This is a genomic window from Pseudooceanicola sp. LIPI14-2-Ac024 (genome assembly GCF_042188925.1).
GTDB lineage: Bacteria > Pseudomonadota > Alphaproteobacteria > Rhodobacterales > Rhodobacteraceae > Pseudooceanicola.
This window is the reverse complement of sequence record NZ_CP170102.1, coordinates 3702761-3721055: the sequence shown is the minus strand read 5'-3', so window position 1 is coordinate 3721055 and position 18295 is coordinate 3702761. Positions and strand designations below refer to the sequence as shown.

Annotated in this window: 20 protein-coding genes and 1 pseudogene; 7 read left to right on the top strand and 14 right to left on the bottom strand. The window is 68.8% G+C overall.

Annotated elements, in window-relative coordinates; all coding sequences use genetic code 11:
* Positions 1-55: 55 nt before the first annotated feature.
* Entirely contained in the window at positions 56-1273 is a 1218-nt protein-coding gene (locus ACE2AC_RS18300; RefSeq protein WP_375688985.1) for an N-acetylmuramoyl-L-alanine amidase, read from the bottom strand.
* 178 nt (positions 1274-1451) lie between these two features.
* Here ACE2AC_RS18300 and ACE2AC_RS18295 point away from each other — a divergent pair, with 178 nt between their 5' ends.
* Together ACE2AC_RS18295 and ACE2AC_RS18290 are read left to right on the top strand one after the other, a co-directional pair.
* Positions 1452-1814, top strand: a complete 363-nt coding sequence (locus ACE2AC_RS18295; protein ID WP_375688983.1) for a hypothetical protein — start codon at positions 1452-1454, stop codon at positions 1812-1814.
* Entirely contained in the window at positions 1814-2671 is an 858-nt protein-coding gene (locus ACE2AC_RS18290) for an alpha/beta fold hydrolase (RefSeq protein ID WP_375688981.1), read from the top strand. Before ACE2AC_RS18295 ends, ACE2AC_RS18290 begins: the two co-directional genes overlap by 1 nt.
* Here ACE2AC_RS18290 and ACE2AC_RS18285 read toward each other — a convergent pair.
* The gene (locus ACE2AC_RS18285) at positions 2659-3393 is read right to left on the bottom strand and encodes a hypothetical protein (RefSeq protein ID WP_375688979.1); all 735 of its coding nucleotides are present in this window, start codon (positions 3391-3393) and stop codon (positions 2659-2661) included. The two genes, ACE2AC_RS18290 and ACE2AC_RS18285, sit on opposite strands and share 13 nt — an antisense overlap.
* Positions 3394-3613: 220 nt before the next feature.
* On the opposite strand from ACE2AC_RS18285, the gene ACE2AC_RS18280 reads away from it, so the two are divergent.
* Entirely contained in the window at positions 3614-4402 is a 789-nt protein-coding gene (locus ACE2AC_RS18280; RefSeq protein ID WP_375688977.1) for an exodeoxyribonuclease III, read from the top strand.
* Here ACE2AC_RS18280 and ACE2AC_RS18275 read toward each other — a convergent pair.
* Together ACE2AC_RS18275 and ACE2AC_RS18270 are read right to left on the bottom strand one after the other, a co-directional pair.
* A complete protein-coding gene (locus tag ACE2AC_RS18275) occupies positions 4399-4902 on the bottom strand; it encodes a DUF6653 family protein (RefSeq protein ID WP_375688975.1) in 504 nt (167 codons plus the stop codon). The genes ACE2AC_RS18280 and ACE2AC_RS18275 overlap by 4 nt on opposite strands.
* A 31-nt stretch (positions 4903-4933) precedes the next feature.
* Positions 4934-5947, bottom strand: coding sequence for an MBL fold metallo-hydrolase (locus ACE2AC_RS18270; protein ID WP_375688973.1), 1014 nt, complete (start codon positions 5945-5947; stop codon positions 4934-4936).
* Between the two features lie 173 nt (positions 5948-6120).
* Between ACE2AC_RS18270 and ACE2AC_RS18265 the strand changes: the two genes are divergently transcribed.
* The 4 genes and pseudogenes from ACE2AC_RS18265 to ACE2AC_RS18250 all read left to right on the top strand — a co-directional run bounded on the left by ACE2AC_RS18265 (position 6121) and on the right by ACE2AC_RS18250 (position 8814).
* Positions 6121-7053, top strand: coding sequence for a tetratricopeptide repeat protein (locus ACE2AC_RS18265; RefSeq protein ID WP_375688971.1), 933 nt, complete (start codon positions 6121-6123; stop codon positions 7051-7053).
* Between the two features lie 26 nt (positions 7054-7079).
* Positions 7080-7720 (top strand): annotated as a pseudogene (locus ACE2AC_RS18260) (LON peptidase substrate-binding domain-containing protein).
* Entirely contained in the window at positions 7717-7944 is a 228-nt protein-coding gene (locus ACE2AC_RS18255) for a Trm112 family protein (protein ID WP_375688969.1), read from the top strand. Before ACE2AC_RS18260 ends, ACE2AC_RS18255 begins: the two are co-directional and overlap by 4 nt.
* A 39-nt stretch (positions 7945-7983) precedes the next feature.
* The gene (locus tag ACE2AC_RS18250) at positions 7984-8814 is read left to right on the top strand and encodes a 3-keto-5-aminohexanoate cleavage protein (RefSeq protein ID WP_375688967.1); all 831 of its coding nucleotides are present in this window, start codon (positions 7984-7986) and stop codon (positions 8812-8814) included.
* A gap of 52 nt (positions 8815-8866) precedes the next feature.
* On the opposite strand, the gene ACE2AC_RS18245 is transcribed toward ACE2AC_RS18250, so the two are convergent.
* The 10 genes from ACE2AC_RS18245 to cobM all read right to left on the bottom strand — a co-directional run bounded on the left by ACE2AC_RS18245 (position 8867) and on the right by cobM (position 18040).
* The gene (locus tag ACE2AC_RS18245; protein WP_375688965.1) at positions 8867-9739 is read right to left on the bottom strand and encodes an amidohydrolase family protein; all 873 of its coding nucleotides are present in this window, start codon (positions 9737-9739) and stop codon (positions 8867-8869) included.
* Between the two features lie 10 nt (positions 9740-9749).
* On the bottom strand, positions 9750-11558 hold the full coding sequence (locus ACE2AC_RS18240) for a feruloyl-CoA synthase (protein ID WP_375688964.1): 1809 nt from the start codon (positions 11556-11558) through the stop codon (positions 9750-9752).
* Entirely contained in the window at positions 11548-12039 is a 492-nt protein-coding gene (locus tag ACE2AC_RS18235) for a MarR family winged helix-turn-helix transcriptional regulator (protein ID WP_375688963.1), read from the bottom strand. The genes ACE2AC_RS18240 and ACE2AC_RS18235 overlap by 11 nt, the downstream gene beginning before the upstream one ends.
* Positions 12040-12807 (bottom strand): crotonase/enoyl-CoA hydratase family protein, encoded by a 768-nt coding sequence (locus ACE2AC_RS18230; RefSeq protein WP_375688961.1) that lies wholly within the window; start codon positions 12805-12807, stop codon positions 12040-12042.
* A gap of 9 nt (positions 12808-12816) precedes the next feature.
* Entirely contained in the window at positions 12817-13584 is a 768-nt protein-coding gene (locus tag ACE2AC_RS18225) for an SDR family NAD(P)-dependent oxidoreductase (RefSeq protein WP_375688959.1), read from the bottom strand.
* An 80-nt stretch (positions 13585-13664) separates the two neighbouring features.
* Positions 13665-14987, bottom strand: coding sequence for a TRAP transporter large permease (locus tag ACE2AC_RS18220; protein WP_375688958.1), 1323 nt, complete (start codon positions 14985-14987; stop codon positions 13665-13667).
* Positions 14984-15565 (bottom strand): TRAP transporter small permease, encoded by a 582-nt coding sequence (locus ACE2AC_RS18215; protein ID WP_375688956.1) that lies wholly within the window; start codon positions 15563-15565, stop codon positions 14984-14986. The genes ACE2AC_RS18220 and ACE2AC_RS18215 overlap by 4 nt, the downstream gene beginning before the upstream one ends.
* A gap of 53 nt (positions 15566-15618) precedes the next feature.
* A complete protein-coding gene (locus tag ACE2AC_RS18210) occupies positions 15619-16653 on the bottom strand; it encodes a TRAP transporter substrate-binding protein (protein ID WP_375688955.1) in 1035 nt (344 codons plus the stop codon).
* A 180-nt stretch (positions 16654-16833) separates the two neighbouring features.
* Positions 16834-17187 carry a hypothetical protein gene (locus ACE2AC_RS18205; RefSeq protein WP_375688953.1) on the bottom strand — a complete coding sequence of 118 codons (354 nt, stop codon included), beginning with the start codon at positions 17185-17187 and terminating at the stop codon, positions 16834-16836.
* 85 nt (positions 17188-17272) lie between these two features.
* Positions 17273-18040, bottom strand: coding sequence for a precorrin-4 C(11)-methyltransferase (cobM, locus tag ACE2AC_RS18200; protein WP_375688952.1), 768 nt, complete (start codon positions 18038-18040; stop codon positions 17273-17275).
* Positions 18041-18295: the final 255 nt, after the last annotated feature.

Here is an 18295-nt window from a genome sequence, read left to right as displayed (position 1 = left end):
CCAGCCCGTGCAACAGACCCGGTTTTGCCGCGGCGATCAACACCCCGGGGGCGCGCTACTGCCGGACCAGCCGCGCCAGCGCCGCATCCTCTATCCGCCAGGCGGCCACCGCGTCGCGGATCGCCGCGGCGAAATTCGCGCGGAACGCCGGATCGGCGAGGTTGCGGCGGTCACGCTCGTCCGACAGGAATCCGACCTCGATCAGGACCGAGGGAATGTCGGGCGCCTTCAGCACCGAAAAGCCCGCGGACCGGTGCGGGTGCGAGTTCAGCGGCGCGCCCGCGGCCTTCATCCCCTTCACCAGCGCCCCGGCCAGCCGCAGCGTGCGCGGTTGCGTTTCCATCCGGGCCAGGTCCATCAGCACGCCCGCCACCTCGTCGTCCTTGCCGGTCAGGTCGACCCCCGACAGCAGGTCGTCGCGGTCGTGCCGTTCCGCCAGCTTGGCCGAAGCCTCGTCGGTGGCCGTCTCGGACAGAGCGTAGACCACCGCGCCACGTGCCCGCCCCTCGGACAGCGCGTCGGCATGCAGCGAGATGAAGAGGTCCGCGTCCACCTCGTGCGCGATCTCGACCCGGCGTTCGAGCGAGACGAAGCTGTCGTCGGCGCGGGTCATCACCACCTCGACCCCGGCGCGGATCAGCGCCTCGGACAGCTCCCGCGCGAAGGTCAGCATCAGGTGCTTCTCGGTCAGCCCCTCGCGTTCGGCGCCCGGATCGATCCCGCCATGGCCAGGGTCGATCACCACCAGCAGGCCGTCGCGTTGTCGCGGCGCGGGCGGGGTCACGGCGGGCGGCTGCCAGACGCCGTCATCGACCGGCGTGCCGGAGAGTGCGGCAAACCCTTCGTCGTCCACCGGGGCAAACCGCGCCGTCAGCCGCGCGGTCCCGCTTTCGGCGTCCAGCTTCAACCCGGCCCGGTCCAGCGCCAGCGGCGCGGAAAGGTCGATCACCATCCGCGACCAGCCGGGGCGGAAGCTGCCGAACCTGACATCCGTCGCCAGCCCCGCATGCAGCAGCGCGGCCTTGTCCACGCCGGTCCAGTCGACCTCGCGGAAATCGATCACCGCGCGGCGCGGATCGTCGAGCGTGTAGATCCGCCACGGCACGCCCTGGCTGAGCACCAGGGAGACTTCAAGCGCGTCGCCCGTGTCCTCGATCCGGCTGGCGCCCGGTTCGATCCGGGCCAGCCCGTTGAACCCCTGTGCCACCGCCGATGCGGCGATGCACCCGGCCAGCGCCACGGCGCCGATGAATGTGAAGAACTGCCTGCCCATGCCCCTGCCTTTTCGGCGGATTTGCCACCCACGATAGCGCAGCACACGCCAAGAGCGAAGGGGGCCGTGGCGAGAATTCGGCGCGCGCCGCCGCCTCATCCGTGAACGCCCGGCATTTCCCCTCGCCCCGTGCCGCGCCCGCGATACACTCCCGCCCGGAGGAGAAAGGGAGGTTCCCATGTTCAACGATCTGACGCGGACCGCCGCGCCGGGCACGCCGCTGGCGGCGCAGGCGCGCGGGCTCGACATGCGGCTGATGCTGCGCGCGGGCGACGAGGACACGCTGGTCGTCATCCGCGACGGCGCGGTGGCCGACTGCATCCCCGGCCCGCATGTCACGCCCAGCTGGGACACGCGCCTCTCGGCCGCCCGCGCCGACTGGGCCGAATTCCTCGCCCCCGTGCCGCGCCCCGGCTACCACGACATCTACGCGCTCCTGCGCAACGACCGCATGGCGTTCGAGGGCAACCTGCTGCCGATGATGCAGAACATCATGTATATCAAGCGGCTGCTCGCCTCGCTCCGGCCGGAGGTGGCATGATGGCGCCCCGTATCGAACCGATCACCGGGCGCTACGCCCATGTCGATATCGCCGGGGTGAGCCATCGCCTCTACTGGGAAGAGGCGGGCGAAGGCATTCCGCTGGTCTGCCTGCACACCGCCGGCAGCGACGGGCGGCAGTACCGCGCGGTGCTGAACGACCCCGAGGTCACCCGCCACTTCCGCGTCATGGTCTTCGACATGCCGCGCCACGGCAAATCCTCGCCTGCCCCCGGCACCGTCGATGACGACTACGCGCTGACGGCCAGCGCCTACGTCGACCAGATCCTCGCCTTCTGCGACGCCTTCGAGCTCGACCGCCCGGTCGCCATGGGCTGTTCGATCGGCGGGCGGATCGTGCTGCACCTGGCCCGCTGGCACGCCGCGCGGTTCCGCGCGCTGATCGGCCTGCAGAGCTCGGCCCATGTCGATCCCTACTACGACACCGGCTGGCTGGATCGGGGCGACGTGCACGGCGGCCGGATGTGCGGTGCCTTTGCCCATTCGCTGATGGCCCCCACCTCTCCGGCCGATCACGTCGACGAGACCCGCTGGCACTACATGCAGGGCGGACCGGGCATCTTCAAAGGCGACCTGCATTTCTACCGCGGCTCCGAGGGCGACATGCGGTCCGAACTGGAGCGGATCGACCTCACGGCCTGCCCGTTGCACCTTCTGACCGGGGAATACGATTTTTCCTGCCGGCCCGAGGACAGCCAGGCGCTGGCCGCAGCACTTGGCACCGAGGTCACGATCATGCCCGACATGGGCCATTTCCCGATGTCGGAGAACCCCGACACCTTCCTGACCTACCTGCGCCCGGTGCTCGACCGGATCCGGGCGGATCAGGCGGCGTAGCCCAGGACCTCGGTGATCTGCGGCACGGTCAGTTCGGCGCCGCCCGCGGACACCGGGAACCGTTCCAGCAAGAGGTCGCGCTCCGGCGCGGCCACCGCGTCGACGCCTGCCTTGGCGCGGTGCGAGGCCAGCCGCCGCTCCTCGCCCTCGAAATGCGCCAGCGGCACGGTGTCCGGCAGGCCGAAGGCAGCGCGGAACTTGTCCACGTCCGACAGCAGATCCTCCATCCGCAGCACCTGCGCGCCGGTCTCGACCGCGACGAGGTTGAACGAACAGACGTGGTTGATCGCGTAGGCATAGAGCAGGTTCGGCAGGCTCGCCCGGACCCCGATGCGCGGCAACACCGGCAGCGCCAGCTTGAGCGCCACGAGCATGGTCGAATCGTCGCCGTCCAGCACCTTGTTCACCGCCCAGGCGTAGCAGCTGTTCACCTGAGCGCGGGGTTCCCGGATCAGCAGGGCATACCGGATGCCGTTGTCGCGGCACGCGGGCCGCAGGCGCCGCGGGTCGAAATTGGTGTGCACCGCGATCGGCCGTTCGCCCGCCTCGGCCGCGGCGGCCATGCTGGCGGCAAAGGCCTCGGGCGTCTGCGACCCGCTGCCGATCGGGCCCGCCGTCTCGAAATTCTGCGACCCGTGGGTGACGCGGCAACCGGGCACGTCCGACAGGATGCTGGTAATCGTGTGGGTGGCGGCGAAGCCGATGGATTCAGCGACGATCATGCTGGTGCCCTTACTCGCAAAAAACGCACGCCAAGGTTGACCCAAGCCGCGGCATCCTCCAACCCGTCCCCCGTCTTTGGTGCAAAGCTGACGCCCGGACGCAACATCTTGCCCGATCCGGTTTCTGCGCAATCCGCCGCGCCGACCCCCGCGGGCTTGACATGGCGGCGCCGAGGATGGACCCCTGCGCCATCCCGTCCCTCAGCCCGCGGAGCCGCAGATGCCCTTCACCCTCGCCACCTGGAACATCAACTCCGTCCGCCTGCGCGAGGCGCTGGTCTCGAGGCTGATGACCGAAGAGACGCCCGACGTCCTCTGCCTGCAGGAATGCAAGAGCCCGGTCGACAAGATCCCCTTTGCCGTGTTCGAGGCACTTGGCTACCGCTACATGCTCGCGCGCGGGCAGAAGGGCTACAACGGCGTCGCCATCCTGTCGAAGCTGCCGATCGAGGATGCCGGCGACAAGGACTTCGCCGCCCTCGGCCACGCCCGCCACATCGCCGGACGGCTCGAGGACGGGACCGTGATCCACAACTTCTACGTCCCCGCCGGCGGCGACATCCCGGACCGCGAGAAGAACGTGAAGTTCGGCCAGAAGCTCGACTACCTGACCGAGATGCGCGACTGGTTCCATGCCGAACGCCCCGAACGCGCGATCCTCGTCGGCGACCTGAACATCGCCCCGCGCGAGGATGACGTCTGGAACCACAAGCAGCTGCTCAAGATCGTCAGCCACACCCCCGTCGAGGTCGAGCACCTCGGCCAGACGCAGGACGCCGGCAAGTGGGTCGACATCACCCGGCAGGACCTGCCCGAGGGCAACCTCTATTCCTGGTGGTCCTACCGCTCGCCCGACTGGGACGCCGCCGACAAGGGCCGCCGCCTCGATCACATCTGGGCCACGCCCGACATCTCGAACGCCGCGCATTCCAGCCGCATCCTGCGCACCGCGCGGGGCTGGGAACAGCCGTCCGACCACGCGCCGGTCTTCGCGACCTTCGACCTCTAGCGCAGCCAGCCCGCGTAGGCGGGGTGGTCCGCCATGTCGTCAAAGAGCCGGACCATCCGGTCGAGGAACCAGCTCTTCCCGATCATGATCACCGCCACCCCGCAGGCCGTCCAGCCGGGGTCGAGGGCCCAGAGCCCCCAGGCCAGCGGCACCAGCCCGCAGCCGTTCAGCACCGAGAGCCGGACAGCCCAGGCCGCGTGATCGGCCAGGATCGGCACAGTGTCGCGGTTCAGCCAGACCCGTTCCCCCATCACCGCCCGCGATGCCCAGGACCGGGTCGTGGCGGGCGGCGCGAAGAGGTGCGGGTTCACCCGCGCCCAGACCGCGACGAGCGCCAGCGGCAGCAGGCACCACCAGCCCAGCCAGACCCGGCTCCAGACGGCAAGCACGAAGAGCGGCAGCACGGTGTAACGGGTCCAGACGCTCAACGGGTTGGCATGGCGGTCCCACCCCGCCTGGTCGAGGCCCATCGACCGCTCCATGCCCTTGATGATCTTCATCCCGACCTCCGGTGCCGTGCCCCGACGCGTGTCAGTCCCCCGCCGCCTCGCGCCGGGCATCGGCCACCCGACCGACGTGCACATCGCCCGGCGCAAAGGCGGTAAAGCGTTCCCGCGCAATGCCCTCGCGGTCGAGCGTGGCCTGCAACAGCTCCACCGGTTCCTCGCGCGGCTCGTCGGTCAGCTGGAAGGTGCCCCAGTGAAAGCCGAGCGCCCGCTCAGCCCCGATGTCGTGCAGGATGCGCACCGAATCCTCGGGCGCGACGTGCTGGGCGCCCATGAACCAGCGCGGCTCGTAGGCGCCGATCGGGATCAGCGCGATCTCGGGCGCGCCGTGCCGGGCGCGGATGCCGCGGAACACCGCCCCATCGCCATAGCCGGTGTCCCCCGCGAACCAGATGCGCCCCGCCGGGCTGTCGATCCAGTACCCGCACCAGAGCGCCATCCGCCGGTCCCGCAGCCCGCGCGAGGACCAGTGGTTGGCGGGTGTCAGGCAGACCGACACGCCCTCCCCCAGCTCGATCCGGTCGTGCCAGTCGCCGACAGCGACCCGCGCGCCCCTGACCGACCGGCGTACCGTCGCATCGGTGCCGAGCGGCATGACCATCAGCGGATCGTGCCCCGCCTTCAGCCGCCGCAGCGTGGCCACGTCGAGGTGGTCGTAGTGGTTGTGGCTCAGCAGCACGGCATCGATCGGCGGCAGTTGCGCAAACGCGATCCCCGGCGCGGTGACCCGTTTCGGCCCTGCGAAACTGACAGGGCTGGCGCGGTCGGACCAGACCGGGTCGGTCAGCAGGTTCAGCCCCGCGACCTGAATCAGCACCGACGCATGGCCCACCATCGTCAGCCGCGGCACCACGCTGCGCGCGGGCGGGACGGCCGGGGTCACGGGCACATGCGCGGGCCAGGCCGCCCGCTGCCCCTCGCGCCGCCAGCGCCGCAGGTCGGCAAATGACCTGTCGGTCCCCGGCTGACCGGGCGAATGGAACCGCTCCCCGTCGAAATGGTCGCTGACGGGTCCGCTGTAGTATCGGTTTCCGGGCATGTAACCGTCCTGTCTCTCTGTCACGCCCCACGGCGCGGTCCGCTCCCCACGACAGTACATAGGCACGATCCGATGTCACGCGAGGGGCGCTTCCCCGCAAGACGGGCTTGGAACTCTGCCGCGCGGCGTCCATATATGGGCCAACCGAAGCACACAGCACAGGAATGGCAGCGATGATCGAACTTGGCGGACAGACGCAGCCCCAGCAATCCGGCGACCTGATCAAGGACGTCACCGAAGAGACCTTCATGGCCGAGGTGGTCGATGGCTCGATGGAGGTGCCGGTCATCGTCGACTTCTGGGCGACATGGTGCGGCCCCTGCAAGACGCTGGGCCCGATGCTCGAACAGGCGGTGACCAAGGCCAAGGGCGCCGTGAAGATGGCCAAGATCGACGTCGACCAGAACCAGCGGCTGGCGCAGGCGCTGGCCCAGCAGGGCCTGCCCCTGCAGTCGATCCCGACCGTCGTCGCCTTCGTCAAGGGCCGCCCCGTGGACCTCTTCCAGGGCGCCGTGCCGCAGTCCGAGATCGACGCCTTCATCAAGCGCGCGATCGAGGCCGCCGGCGGTGACGCCTCGGGCGGGCTCGACGACGCGGTCGCCGCGGCCGAAGAGATGCTGGCAGAAGGCGCGGCTGCCGACGCCGCCCAGACCTTTGCCGCGATCCTGCAGGAAGAGCCGAACCACGCCGCCGCCTACGGTGGCCTCGTGCGCAGCTACATCGCGCTCGACGACCTGGCCCAGGCCGAGGCGATCCTGAACGGCGCCCCGGCCGAGATCTCCCAGACCGCCGAACTCGAAGCCGCCCACGCCCAGCTCGAGCTCAGGAAACAGGCCGCAGGTGCCGGCCCGGTGGACGAATTGCGCGCCCGGGTCGAGGCCGATCCGGCCGACCTGCAGGCCCGCTTCGACCTCGCGCAGGCGCTGCATGCGCAGGGCGACGTGCAAGAGGCGGTGGACCAGCTCCTCGACCTTTTCCGCCGCGACCGCGACTGGAACGACGGCGCCGCGCGCGCACAGCTCTTCACCATCTTCGACGCGCTCAAGGCGAACGATCCCATCGTCCTGAACGGACGCCGGAAACTGAGCTCCATGATATTTGCCTGAGGCTTGCGACACGCTAAGTCTGGTGCATGATGAAAGCGGCCGACCTGCCCGACGTGATCCCGGTCTTCCCCCTTCCGGGGCGCTCCTGTTGCCGAGGGCGCGGTTGCCGCTCCACCTGTTCGAGCCGCGCTACCTCGCCATGCTCGACGACACGCTCAAGACCTCGCACCGCCTGATCGGCATGATCCAGCCCTATGAACAGCCCGACGGCACCACGCGGCTGAACACCATCGGCTGCGCCGGGCGGCTGACCCAGTTCTCGGAAACCGAGGACGGGCGCTACATGATCACCCTCTCGGGGATCTCGCGCTACCGCATCCGGACCGAGCTCGAGGGCTTCACCCCCTACCGCCGGTGCGAGGTCGACTGGACCGGCTTCGACCGGGACCTCGGCCCGGCCGATCACGACCGCGCGCTCGACCGCGACGGGTTCTTCGACCTGCTGTCGCGATACTTCACGGAACGCCAGCTCGACACCGACTGGGACACGCTGAAAGAGGCCGACGACGAGCTGCTGATCAACTCGCTCTCGATGCTGCTGCGGTTCGAACCCGAGGACAAGCAGGCCCTCCTCGAGGCGCCATCGCTCACCACCCGGCGCGAAACGCTGGTGACGCTCATCGAGTACACGCTGCGCGGCGGCAAAGGTAAGGAAATCATGCAATGACCGACGTTCCCCAGCCCCCCGTTCCCCAGGCCCCGGTGCCCGAGGCCGAGCCCGCCTTCGACCGCCGCATGCTCGAGGCGCTGGTTTGCCCCGAGACCCATGCCACCCTGCGCTACGACGCCGAGGCGAACGAGCTGATCAGCGACACCGCCGGCCTCGCCTACCCGATCCGCAACGGCATCCCGATCATGCTGGTGGACGAGGCGCGCCGCCTAGACGCCTGATCCGTTGACTTGGCGGCACTTCCGCCCGACAAGGTGAGCATGGAAAAGCCCTGCATCATCTGCGTCGCCATCACCGGCTCCGTGCCGACGAAGGCCGACAACCCCGCCGTCCCGATCACCGTCGCCGAACAGGTCGAAAGCACGCACGAGGCGTTCGAGGCCGGGGCCACCATCTGCCACGCCCATGTCCGCAACGACGACGGCACGCCGTCCTCGGACCCGGAGAGGTTCGCGCGGCTGAAGGAGGGGCTTGAGACACACTGCCCCGGCATGATCATCCAGTTCTCCACCGGCGGCCGCTCCGGCGCCGGGCAGGCGCGCGGCGGTGCCCTGCCGCTGGGGCCCGACATGGCGTCGCTCTCGGTCGGGTCGAACAACTTCCCGACGCGGGTGTATGAAAATCCGCCCGACCTCGTCGACTGGCTGGCGGGCGAGATGCGGACCTACCACATCCGCCCCGAGGTCGAATGCTTCGACCTCTCGCACATCCACCAGGCCGCGAAGATGTTCGCCGACGGGCGCTTGGTGGACAGCCCCTACGTCCAGTTCGTCATGGGCGTGAAGAACGCCATGCCGGTGGACAAGCCCAGCTTCGATTTCTTCATCGAGACGGTGAAGCGCATCCTGCCCGACAGCGAATGGTGCGCCGCCGGGATCGGGCCGGGGCAGCTGATCGTCAACGAATGGACCGTCCCCGCCGGCGGCCACGCCCGCTGCGGGCTCGAGGACAACATCCGCCTCGACAAGTCCACCCTCGCGCCGTCGAACGCCGCGCTGGTCAAGCGGGTGGTGGAGATCTGCGAGAAGAACGAGCGCCCGGTGGCCACGGCCACACAGGCGCGCGAGATCCTCGGGCTGCGGGCGGTCTAGGCCGCTTGGCACGCGTGGCGGTCCGGGGGCCTGCCCCCGGAGCGCTTTCGGATCACCCCAACCCCAACAGCCGCGCCGCGTTGTTCTTGAGGATGTCGGGCCGGACCTCTTCCTTGATGTCGATCTTCTCGAAATCCGCCATCCAGCGCTCGGGCGAGATCATCGGCCAGTCCGACCCGAACAGCATCTTCTTCTTCAGGATCGAGTTGCAGTAGCGCACGAGGATCGGCGGGAAGTACTTCGGCGACCAGCCCGACAGGTCGATGTAGACATTGGGCTTATGCTGGGCGACCGACAGCGCCTCTTCCTGCCAGGGAAAGGACGGGTGGGCGAGGATGATCTTGAGGTCGGGGAAATCCACCGCCACGTCGTCGATCACCATCGGGTTGGAATACTTCAGCCGCATCCCGTTGCCGCCGGGCATGCCGGATCCCACACCAGTCTGTCCCGTATGGAAGAGCGCGATGCAGCCCTCCTCCTCCAGCGCCTCGTAGAGCGGATAGGCCATCCGGTCGTTCGGCCAGAATCCCTGCATCGTCGGGTGGAACTTGAACCCCTTGATGCCGAAATCGCGGATCAGCCGCCGCGCCTCGCGCACGCCCATCTTGCCCTTCCACGGGTCGATCGAGGCAAAGGGGATCAGGATGTCGGAGTTCTCGGCGGCCAGCTCCGCCACCTCCTCGTTCTTGTAACGGCGATAGCCAGTCTCGCGCTCCGCATCGACCGGGAAGATCACCGCGGCCACGTTCTGCTCGCGGTAATGCGCCGCGGTCTGCGGGATCGTCGGCGGGTGGCTCCACGGCGCACCGAAGTACTTCGCCATGGTGCTCTGCAGGTCGTCGTAGCCATCGTCGGAATGGCAGCCGCAGGGCTCTTCCGCATGCGTATGGATATCGATCGCGCGGACCTTGGTGATGTCGACCATGTCTCTCTCCTCAGACGATGATGACCGCCGGGTCGGTCCCGTCGGCGGCATACAGGCGCTCGACCAGCGCGGCGCGGCGGGTCAGGACCTTGCGGTAATTCAGGTTGCCCTTGGCCGTGATCTCGTGATCCGCGATCGACGGCGGTTCGGCCAGGACCAGCGCGCGGCTGATCCGGGTCGACGACCCGGTCGCGGCATCGGCCAGCGCCGCCATGCGGTCCCGGATGGTGTCCAGCAGCGCGGCATCCGCGCCGACCTCGCCCTCGGCCCCGCCCAGCGGTGTGGCGGGCACGATCAGCACGCCCACCTCGGCCCGGTCATGCCCGGTTATCACCGCATCCGCCGCCAGCCCCTCGAGCGCGGTCAGCAACGCGCCGCGCACGTTGGCGCAGCGCACCCAGGTGCCCGAGGTCAGCTTGAAATCGTCCGAGATCCGGCCGTCGAACCGCAGCCCACGATCCGGGTCGGCCCGGTCGACGAACTTCACCGCGTCGCCGGTGATCAGGAAGCCCTCGCCGTCAAAGCTCTCGGCGGTCTTGGCCGCGTCGCGATAATAGCCCGGCATCACGTTCGGCCCGGCCACGCGCAGCTCGAACCGGTCGCCGTCCTCGGGGATCAGCTTGATCCGGACCCCCGGCACCGGCACGCCGACGATGCCCGATTCCGCCACCGGCTCGTGCACCAGCAGGCAGGCGGGCGCGGTTTCGGTCATGCCCCAGGACGACACCATCAACAGCTCGCGGCCCGTCTCGGCCTGCGCCATCTCTTCCAGCCCGGTCCAGATTTCCTGCGGCAGCGAGGCACCGGCGTAGAAGCAGAAGCCTAGCCCGTCGAAGTAGTCGCGCCGCAGCTCGGGATCGGCCTTCAGCGCCTCCCATACGCGGGCGTAGCCAATCGGCACGTTGAAGGCGAGCGTGCCGGTCAGCATCCGCATGTTCTCCAGCGTGCGCGGGAACAGCGCCTCGGTCGGCTTGCCGTCGTCGATGTAGAGCGCGCCGCCGTTCGAGAGCATCATGTTGAAGTTGTGTGACCCGCCAAAGACGTGGTTCCACGGCAGCCAGTCAAGGATGCGCGGCGGAACCTCCTGCATGAAGGGAAAGGCCGACACCAGCTGCGCCTGGTTCACACAGAGCATCCGGTGCGTCGTCTGCACCCCCTTGGGGTGGCTGGTGGAGCCCGAGGTGAACAGAACCTTCGCCAGCGTATCCGGCGTGACCGCCGCATGCGCCGCATCGACCCCGGCGTCGTCGCTGGCATAGGCCTCGGCGATCGCGGTCACCGCCCGCAGCGCGCCGTCGACACGGCCCGCCAGCACCGGCACGTCCCGCGCCGCGGCCAGCATGAGCCCCTCGCCGTACCGCTTGGCATCGTCCACGAACAGCAGCTTCGGCTGCACCAGCTCAAGCACATGCGCCAGCCGGTCATGCGCGCCGGGGATCAGCGTGTACTGTTCCGCTACCGCGGCCGAGACCATCCCGACATACTGCGCGGCGAGCGCCAGAAGCCCGTGATCCACGCCGTTGCCCGACAGGATCGCCACCGTGTCGCCGGGCCGCATCCCCTGCGCCAGCATCCAGCCGGCAAGGCTGCGCACCATGTCCCGTGCGGCGCCGTATGTCACCTCGCGCCAGCCATCGGCCGCGCGTTCCGCGAGGAACACGGCCTCGGGCGTCTCGGCAGCCCAGCGGTCCAGCCAGTCGCCCGAGGTGTCGGCCACCGGCCCCAGCTCCCGGGGCGAGGTCAGGATTAGCGTGCCGTCGGCCCGCGCCTCGACCAGCGCGCGCTGCGGGGCCAGGCCCGCGCGTGTCTCACCTGTCATCGGTCTCTCCTCCCGATCCGTCGATCTTGCGCAGCAGCCGCATCAGCTCCGCGCGTTCCTCGGGCGCCAGCCCGCCAAGCAGCCGGTCCTCGTGCGCGTGCAGCGCCGCCGTGGCGCGGGCACAGAGCGCCTCGCCCGCGGGCGTCGGCCGCAACGCGTAGGACCGCCGATCGGTCGGCACCCTGAGGCGCGCGATCAGCTTGGCCTTCTCCAGCGTGTCGACCAGCACCACGGTGTTCGACCGCTCCATCGACAGCGCCTCGGCCAGCTGTGACTGGCGCAGGTCCGGCGTGTCGCAGATGATGCTCAGCGCCGAATAGGTCGAAATCCGCAGCCCCAGCCCCTCGAGCACCCGCGCCGCGTCGCTCTGCAGCGTGTAATAGGCGCGCTTCATCGAATAACCGATCAGCTCGCGCAGGTGCCGGTCGGGCACATGCGGCAGCGTCGGGGTCTCGATGGCGTCGAGGCTGGGGCGCGACATCTAGCGGAACCTCGGCTGGCGCTTCTCGAGAAAGGCGTTCAGCCCCTCGGCCGCGTCCGCGCTGGTCTGGGCGATGGCCGCCGACAGGCTTTCCGTGAAAAGCCCGTCCGCCCGGCTCATGTCGTCGATACGCGAGATCGCGTGGATCATGATGTAGTTCGAGAGCGAGGCGTTGTCGGCGATCTTCCCCGCGAGCTCGAGCGCAAGGTCCATCGCCTCGCCCTCCCCGACCGCGTAGTGGCAAAGCCCCAGCCGCAGCCCCTCCTCGGCGCCGTATTTGCGCCCGGTCAGCATCATCTCGGTCATCCGGTCAGCGCCCAGGATCCGCCCGACCCGGACCGAGGCGCCGCCGCCCACGTAGATCCCCCGCCGCCCCTCGGGCAGCTGGAAGATCACCGAAGGTTCGGCGATCCGCACATGGGTGGCCGTGGCCAGCTCCAGCCCGCCGCCGATGACCGCGCCGAACATGGCGCTCACCACCGGCAGGCCGGAAAACTGGATCCGGTCCATCACGCCGTGCCAGCCGCGCGAATGGCGCAGCGTGCCCTCGGCGTCGCGGGCCACGTGTTCGCTCAGGTCGAGACCCGAGCAATAGTGCCCCGCCGTCCCGGTCAGGACGACGCATTTCACCCCCTCGGGCGGGTTCGAGAAGAACCCGTCGAGGGCCGAGAGCAGCCCGTCGCTCATCGCGTTCCGCTTGTCCGGACGGTTCATCGTCAGGATGGCGATACGGTCCCGTATCTCGATGTTCAGCACGTCGTCCGACATGGTCACTCCTCAGCGCGGGGGCAGCCGGACCGCGCCGTCGAGGCGGATGGTCGAGCCGTTCAGCATCTTGTTGCGCACGATGGATTCCACCATCAGCGCGTAATCCTCGGGATCGCCGAAACGCGACGGGAACGGGATCGTCGCCTCGATCGTCCGCTGGACCTCTTCGGGCAGGCCGTCGACCATCGCGGTCTGGAACATGCCCGGCGCGATCGCCATCACCCGCACGCCGATCCGCGCCATCTCGCGCGCGACGGGCAGCGACAGGGACGCCACGCCGCCCTTGGACGCACCATAGGCCGCCTGGCCGATCTGCCCGTCCTGGAACGCGACCGACGCGGTGTTGATGATCACCCCGCGCTCGCCGTCGCGCCCCTCGGGTTCGTTACCGGCCATCGCCTTGCAGGCGTGGGACAGCACGATGAAGGTGCCGATCAGGTTGACCTCGATGGTGCGGCGGAACTTGTCGATGGCCAGCTCGCCCTCGCGGTTCACCACCCGCGCGGCGGTGCCGACCCCGGCGCAGTTGACCGCGACGCGCGGCGCCGACCCGGACCACGCCTGCAGCTTTTCGAAGGCCTCGGCCACCTGCGCCTCGTCCGCGACGTTGCACGGCAGCGCCAGCCCGCCGATCTCGTCCGCCACGGCCTTGGCGCCGTCGCCGTTGTAGTCCAGCACGCCGACCTTGGCGCCGAGGCTGGCGAGGTGCCGCGCCGTCGCCGCGCCCAGGCCGCTGCCCGCGCCGGTCACGATCGCGGTGATCCCGTTGATGTCCATGTCCACTCCTCCTTTTCCGACCCGAATGCTATGGGTCATAACTATCAATGCGCGCCGATCCCGGCGCCGGCCGCTCCCCCTCAGTGGAAGAGGCGCAGCAGCCCCAGCGTGATGCCCGGGAACAGCAGCAACAGCCCCACCCGGACGATATCCGACCCGACGAAATACATGACGGCGCCGTAGGTTTTCGAGATCGGCGTCTCGCGGTCCATCGAGTTGATGACGAAGAGGTTCATCCCCACCGGCGGCGTGATCAACCCGACCTCGACCACGATCAGCACGATGATGCCGAACCAGATCGCGAACTCCTCGGCGCTCATGCCGAAATCCATCGACGACACGATCGGGAAGAAGATCGGGATCGTCAGCAGGATCATCGACAGGCTGTCCATCAGGCAGCCGAAGACGAGGTAGAGCACCAGGATGATCATCATCACGGTCCATGCGCTGAAACCCTGTTCGACCACCCAGCGGCTCAGCTCCTGCGGGACCTGGGTGAGCGCGAGGAACGAGTTGTAGAACCCCGCCCCCAGCACGATGAAAAAGATCATCGCCGTGCTCTTGGCCGTCGCGTAGAAGCTGTCGAGCCAGGCGCGCCCGCGCAGCCCGCCGTTGAAGAGCGCGATCAGCCCGGTGCCGAGCGCACCGACCGCGGCGCCCTCGGTCGGGGTGAACCAGCCCAGGTAGATGCCGCCGACCACGGCGAAGAACACCAGCATCACCGGCCAGACGTCGACCAGCGCGCGCCAGCGCTCGGCCATCGGCACCGGCGGACGGGTGCCCGCGCTCTTGGGATTGAGCCGGACGTAGATCGAGATGGTGATCATGTAGCCGATGGCGGCAAGGATGCCGGGAATGAACGCGGCAAGGAACAGCTTGGCGATGTTCTGCTCGGTCAGGATGGCATAGATCACCAGGATCACGGACGGCGGGATCAGGATCCCCAGCGTGCCGCCCGCGGCCAGCGTCGCGGTCGAGAAGCCGCCGGAATAGCCGTAGCGGCGCAGTTCCGGCAGGGCGACCTGGCTCATCGTCGCGGCGGTGGCCAGCGACGATCCGCAGATCGCGCCGAAACCCGCGCAGGCCCCGACCGCCGCCATGGCGACCCCGCCCTTGCGGTGCCCCAGCCAGCTTTCGGCCGCCTTGAACAGCGCCTGGCTCATGCCGCCCAGGGTCGCGAACTGGCCCATCAGCAGGAACATCGGCACGATCGACAGCGAGTAGCTGGAAAAGGTCGAATAGGTCTCGGATTTCAGCTTGGCCAGCGCGACGGTGTTGCCGTCGGTCACCAGGTTCAGCCCGACAAGGCCGACGGCGAACATCGCCAGCCCGATCGGTATCCGCAGGAAGATCAGGAAAAGCAGGGCCGGAAACGACCAGAGCCCAATCTCGAAACTCGTCAATGTCCCGCCCCCTCGGCCCGCAGGATCACCCGCCCGGTCAGCAGTTCCGCCACCCGCACGCAGGCGACATAGACCGACACCAGCGCCGCCGCCGCCGTGCCCAGGAAGCACCCGGCATAGGCCCACCAGATCGGGAACTGCAGCAGCATCGTCGTTTCGCCATAGCGCAGCTTCGACACCATGCCCTCGTAGATCCGCCAGGTCAGCAGGATCAGGACAAGGGCAAAGACCACCTCCCACAGCGCGACGAGAAAGCGGTTGGCGCGCTCTGGCAGGTAGGCGGTGAAGATGTCGACCGTCGCATGGCCGCCGGTGATCTGGCAGAGCGGCAGGAAGGCCGCGATGGCAAAGGCGACGCCGGCCTCGACCAGTTCGAAGTCACCCGGCACCGGGCCGACGCCGGTGTCCAGCAGCAGCTTGGTCGCCCCGGCCGAGGCCGCGGTCAGCCAGTCGAAATGCAGGATCGTGTTGATCGACCGGCCCAGCACAGACACGCAGGTCAGCAGGATCAGCGCGGTCAGGACGATCCCGCCCAGCACCGCCATGAAACGGGCCAGCCCAAAGGCAAAACGTTGCAAGGTTCACATCCCTTCAAGGGCGGACGGCGCCGGTCGGGCGCCGTCCGATTGGGTCATTCCGAGTGGGCCTTGATCAGCGCCTTGGCCTCGTCCAGAAGCTCCTGCGCGTTCAGGCCGGCCGCGGTCTGTTCCTCGACCCACCAGGTCTCGACCCCGGCGGCGGCGTCCTTCCACTCCTGCACCTGCTCTTCCGAGAGCTCGATGATGGTGTTGCCCCGGTCCACCGCGATCTTGCGCGCCGGCGCGTCGGCATCCTGCATCACCTTGCCCGCGAAGGCCGAGAACTCGGCGCCCGAGTTGGCGTCGATCACCGCCTTCAGGTCGTCCGGCAGGCTCTCGTACTTGTCCTTGTTCATCGCGAAGATGAAGGTCGTGGTATACAGCGAGTTGTCGCCGAACTCGGTGTGGTTGCCGACCAGCTCGGACACCTTCAGGGCGGTCGTCACCTCCCACGGGATCACCGTGGCGTCGATCACGCCCTTCGACAGCGCCTCGGGCACTGCCGGAACCGGCATGCCGACCGGCGTCGCGCCGAGATCGGTGAAAAGCTTGTTGGTCACCCGCGTCGGGGCCCGCAGCTTGACGCCGTTCAGGTCCCCGACCGAGCTCACCGGCTCCTTGGAATGGATCAGCCCCGGTCCGTGCACCCAGACCGCGATGATGTGCATGTCCTTGAAGTCCTGGTCGAGCATGTTCTTCTCGACATACTCCCAGTAGGCGCGGCTGGTGTCCTCGGCATTGGTCATCGTGAACGGCTGCTCAAAGGCCTCCGACCGCGGGAAGCGGCCCGGGGTATAGCCGGTCACCGTCCAGATCACGTCGGCCACGCCGTCGATCACCTGGTCGACCAGTTCGGGCGGCTTGCCGCCAAGCTGCATCGCCGGGTAGTGGTCGACCTTGATGCGGCCGTCGCTCTGCTCCTGCACGCGGTCGGCCCAGACGTCCAGCACCTGGGTCGGCACCACGGCCTGCCCCGGCAGGAACTGGTGCATCTTCAGCGTGACGTCCTGGGCCCAGGCCGCCGATCCCAGCAGGGCTGCAACCGCACCGGCGGCCACGCCCCGAAACAGGGGTGTCATTCGTGTCATGTCTTTCCTCCCATGTGATGCGAGGTCCCTTCTGCGGCTGGTCTCCTCACCGGCCGGGGGTCGCTATCAGGGGGCAGAATGGCGCAGGGCGGGGGCCGCTGTCAAGAATTGTTATCCATCATAACAATTATGACCGCCACCCTTCCGGCCAGGCCGCGCCGCAGCTCCGGCGGCGCCGGGTCAGAAGCGCGGGATCAGGCCGATCGGCTGGTCCTCGCCGCGGACGAAATCCAGCGGCGGACGGTCCATCGCGGCGGTGGCGCGCTTGAACTCGTAGCGCATCTCGCCCGCCTCGTCCTCCGAGGCGACGATCAGGCACTGGAACAGGTGGCGGCTGCCGTCGTAGATGTCGACCAGCCCGCGCAGCCGCGGCGCCGCCGCGGTCTCGACCGCAAAGCCGGTTTCCCACAGCTGCAGCACGGGCACGACCTCGTCCCCGACGCGCACCCGCAGGCGATTGCGCTTGCGCGACCGCGACAGCTTCTGCGCCGCCGCGATGCCCTCGATCAGCTCTTTGGTCAGATAGGTTGTCATGGTCCCGACTCGTCCGGCTTCGGCGACCAAGATCTGCGCAACCCCCGCTCGCGTCAAGAAAAAGTCCTGTAACAGAGTGTTCGCGCTAACCCCGCACCCGGGGCCGCAGGACATGCGGGATCGCGGCATCGTAAAGCGCCGAGTCGCGGAAATCCGCCACCTCGCCAAGCGCCGGACCGACCAGGATCAGCGCCGTGCGGGTGATCTTCTCGGCCCGCACCCTGGCATGGATGTCCGACAGCGTGCCCCGGATCAGTATCTGGTCCGGCCAGCCAACGCGGTAGGCGACCACCACCGGGCAATCCGCCCCGTAATGCGGTGCCAGCTGGCGCTCGATCTCGCGCAGGTTCCGCACGCCGAGATGGATCGCCAGCGTCGCCCCGGTGCGGGCGAAGTTCTCCAGCGTCTCGCCCGGTGGCATCGACGTCGATTTCATCGACACCCGCGTCAGCACGATGGATTGCGCGATCTCGGGGATCGTCAGCTCCTGTCCCAGTGCGGCGGCGGCGGCGGCATAGGCCGGCACCCCCGGCACGATCTCGTAGGCGATGCCGTCCCGGCGCAGCAGCCGGATCTGCTCGGCGATCGCCCCGTAGAGCGACGGATCCCCCGAATGCACCCGTGCGACATCCTCGCCCCGCGCATGCGCCGCGACGATCTCGGCATGGGTCTCCTCCAGCGTCATGGGCGCGGTGTCCATCACCCGCGCGCCCTCGGGCGCACAGGCGACGACCTCGGGCGGCACCAGCGACCCGGCATATAGGCAGACCGGGCAGCTTCCGATCACCCGCTGCGCCTTCAGCGTCAACAGCTCCGGATCGCCCGGCCCGGCCCCCACGAAAAACACCGTCATTCCACGCACTCCCCGCCGCGAGTCGGGCCCGGGTCAAGGATGGCCGCAGGCCACCGCGGCCCTGCCGCGGCTTGTCCTTGAGGCGGGCGCGACTCGCACCACACTCGATCTGGCGCGTTCAGGGCAGACCTGCCCCTGAACCGCCTCTCGGCAAACATCCCGACCGCCGCCACGCGGACCTCCGCCCCTGTTCCGGGGTCGGCCCGCCACGGGGTCCCTTCCCCCGGATCGGGGGAAGGCCAGGATGGGGGCCGA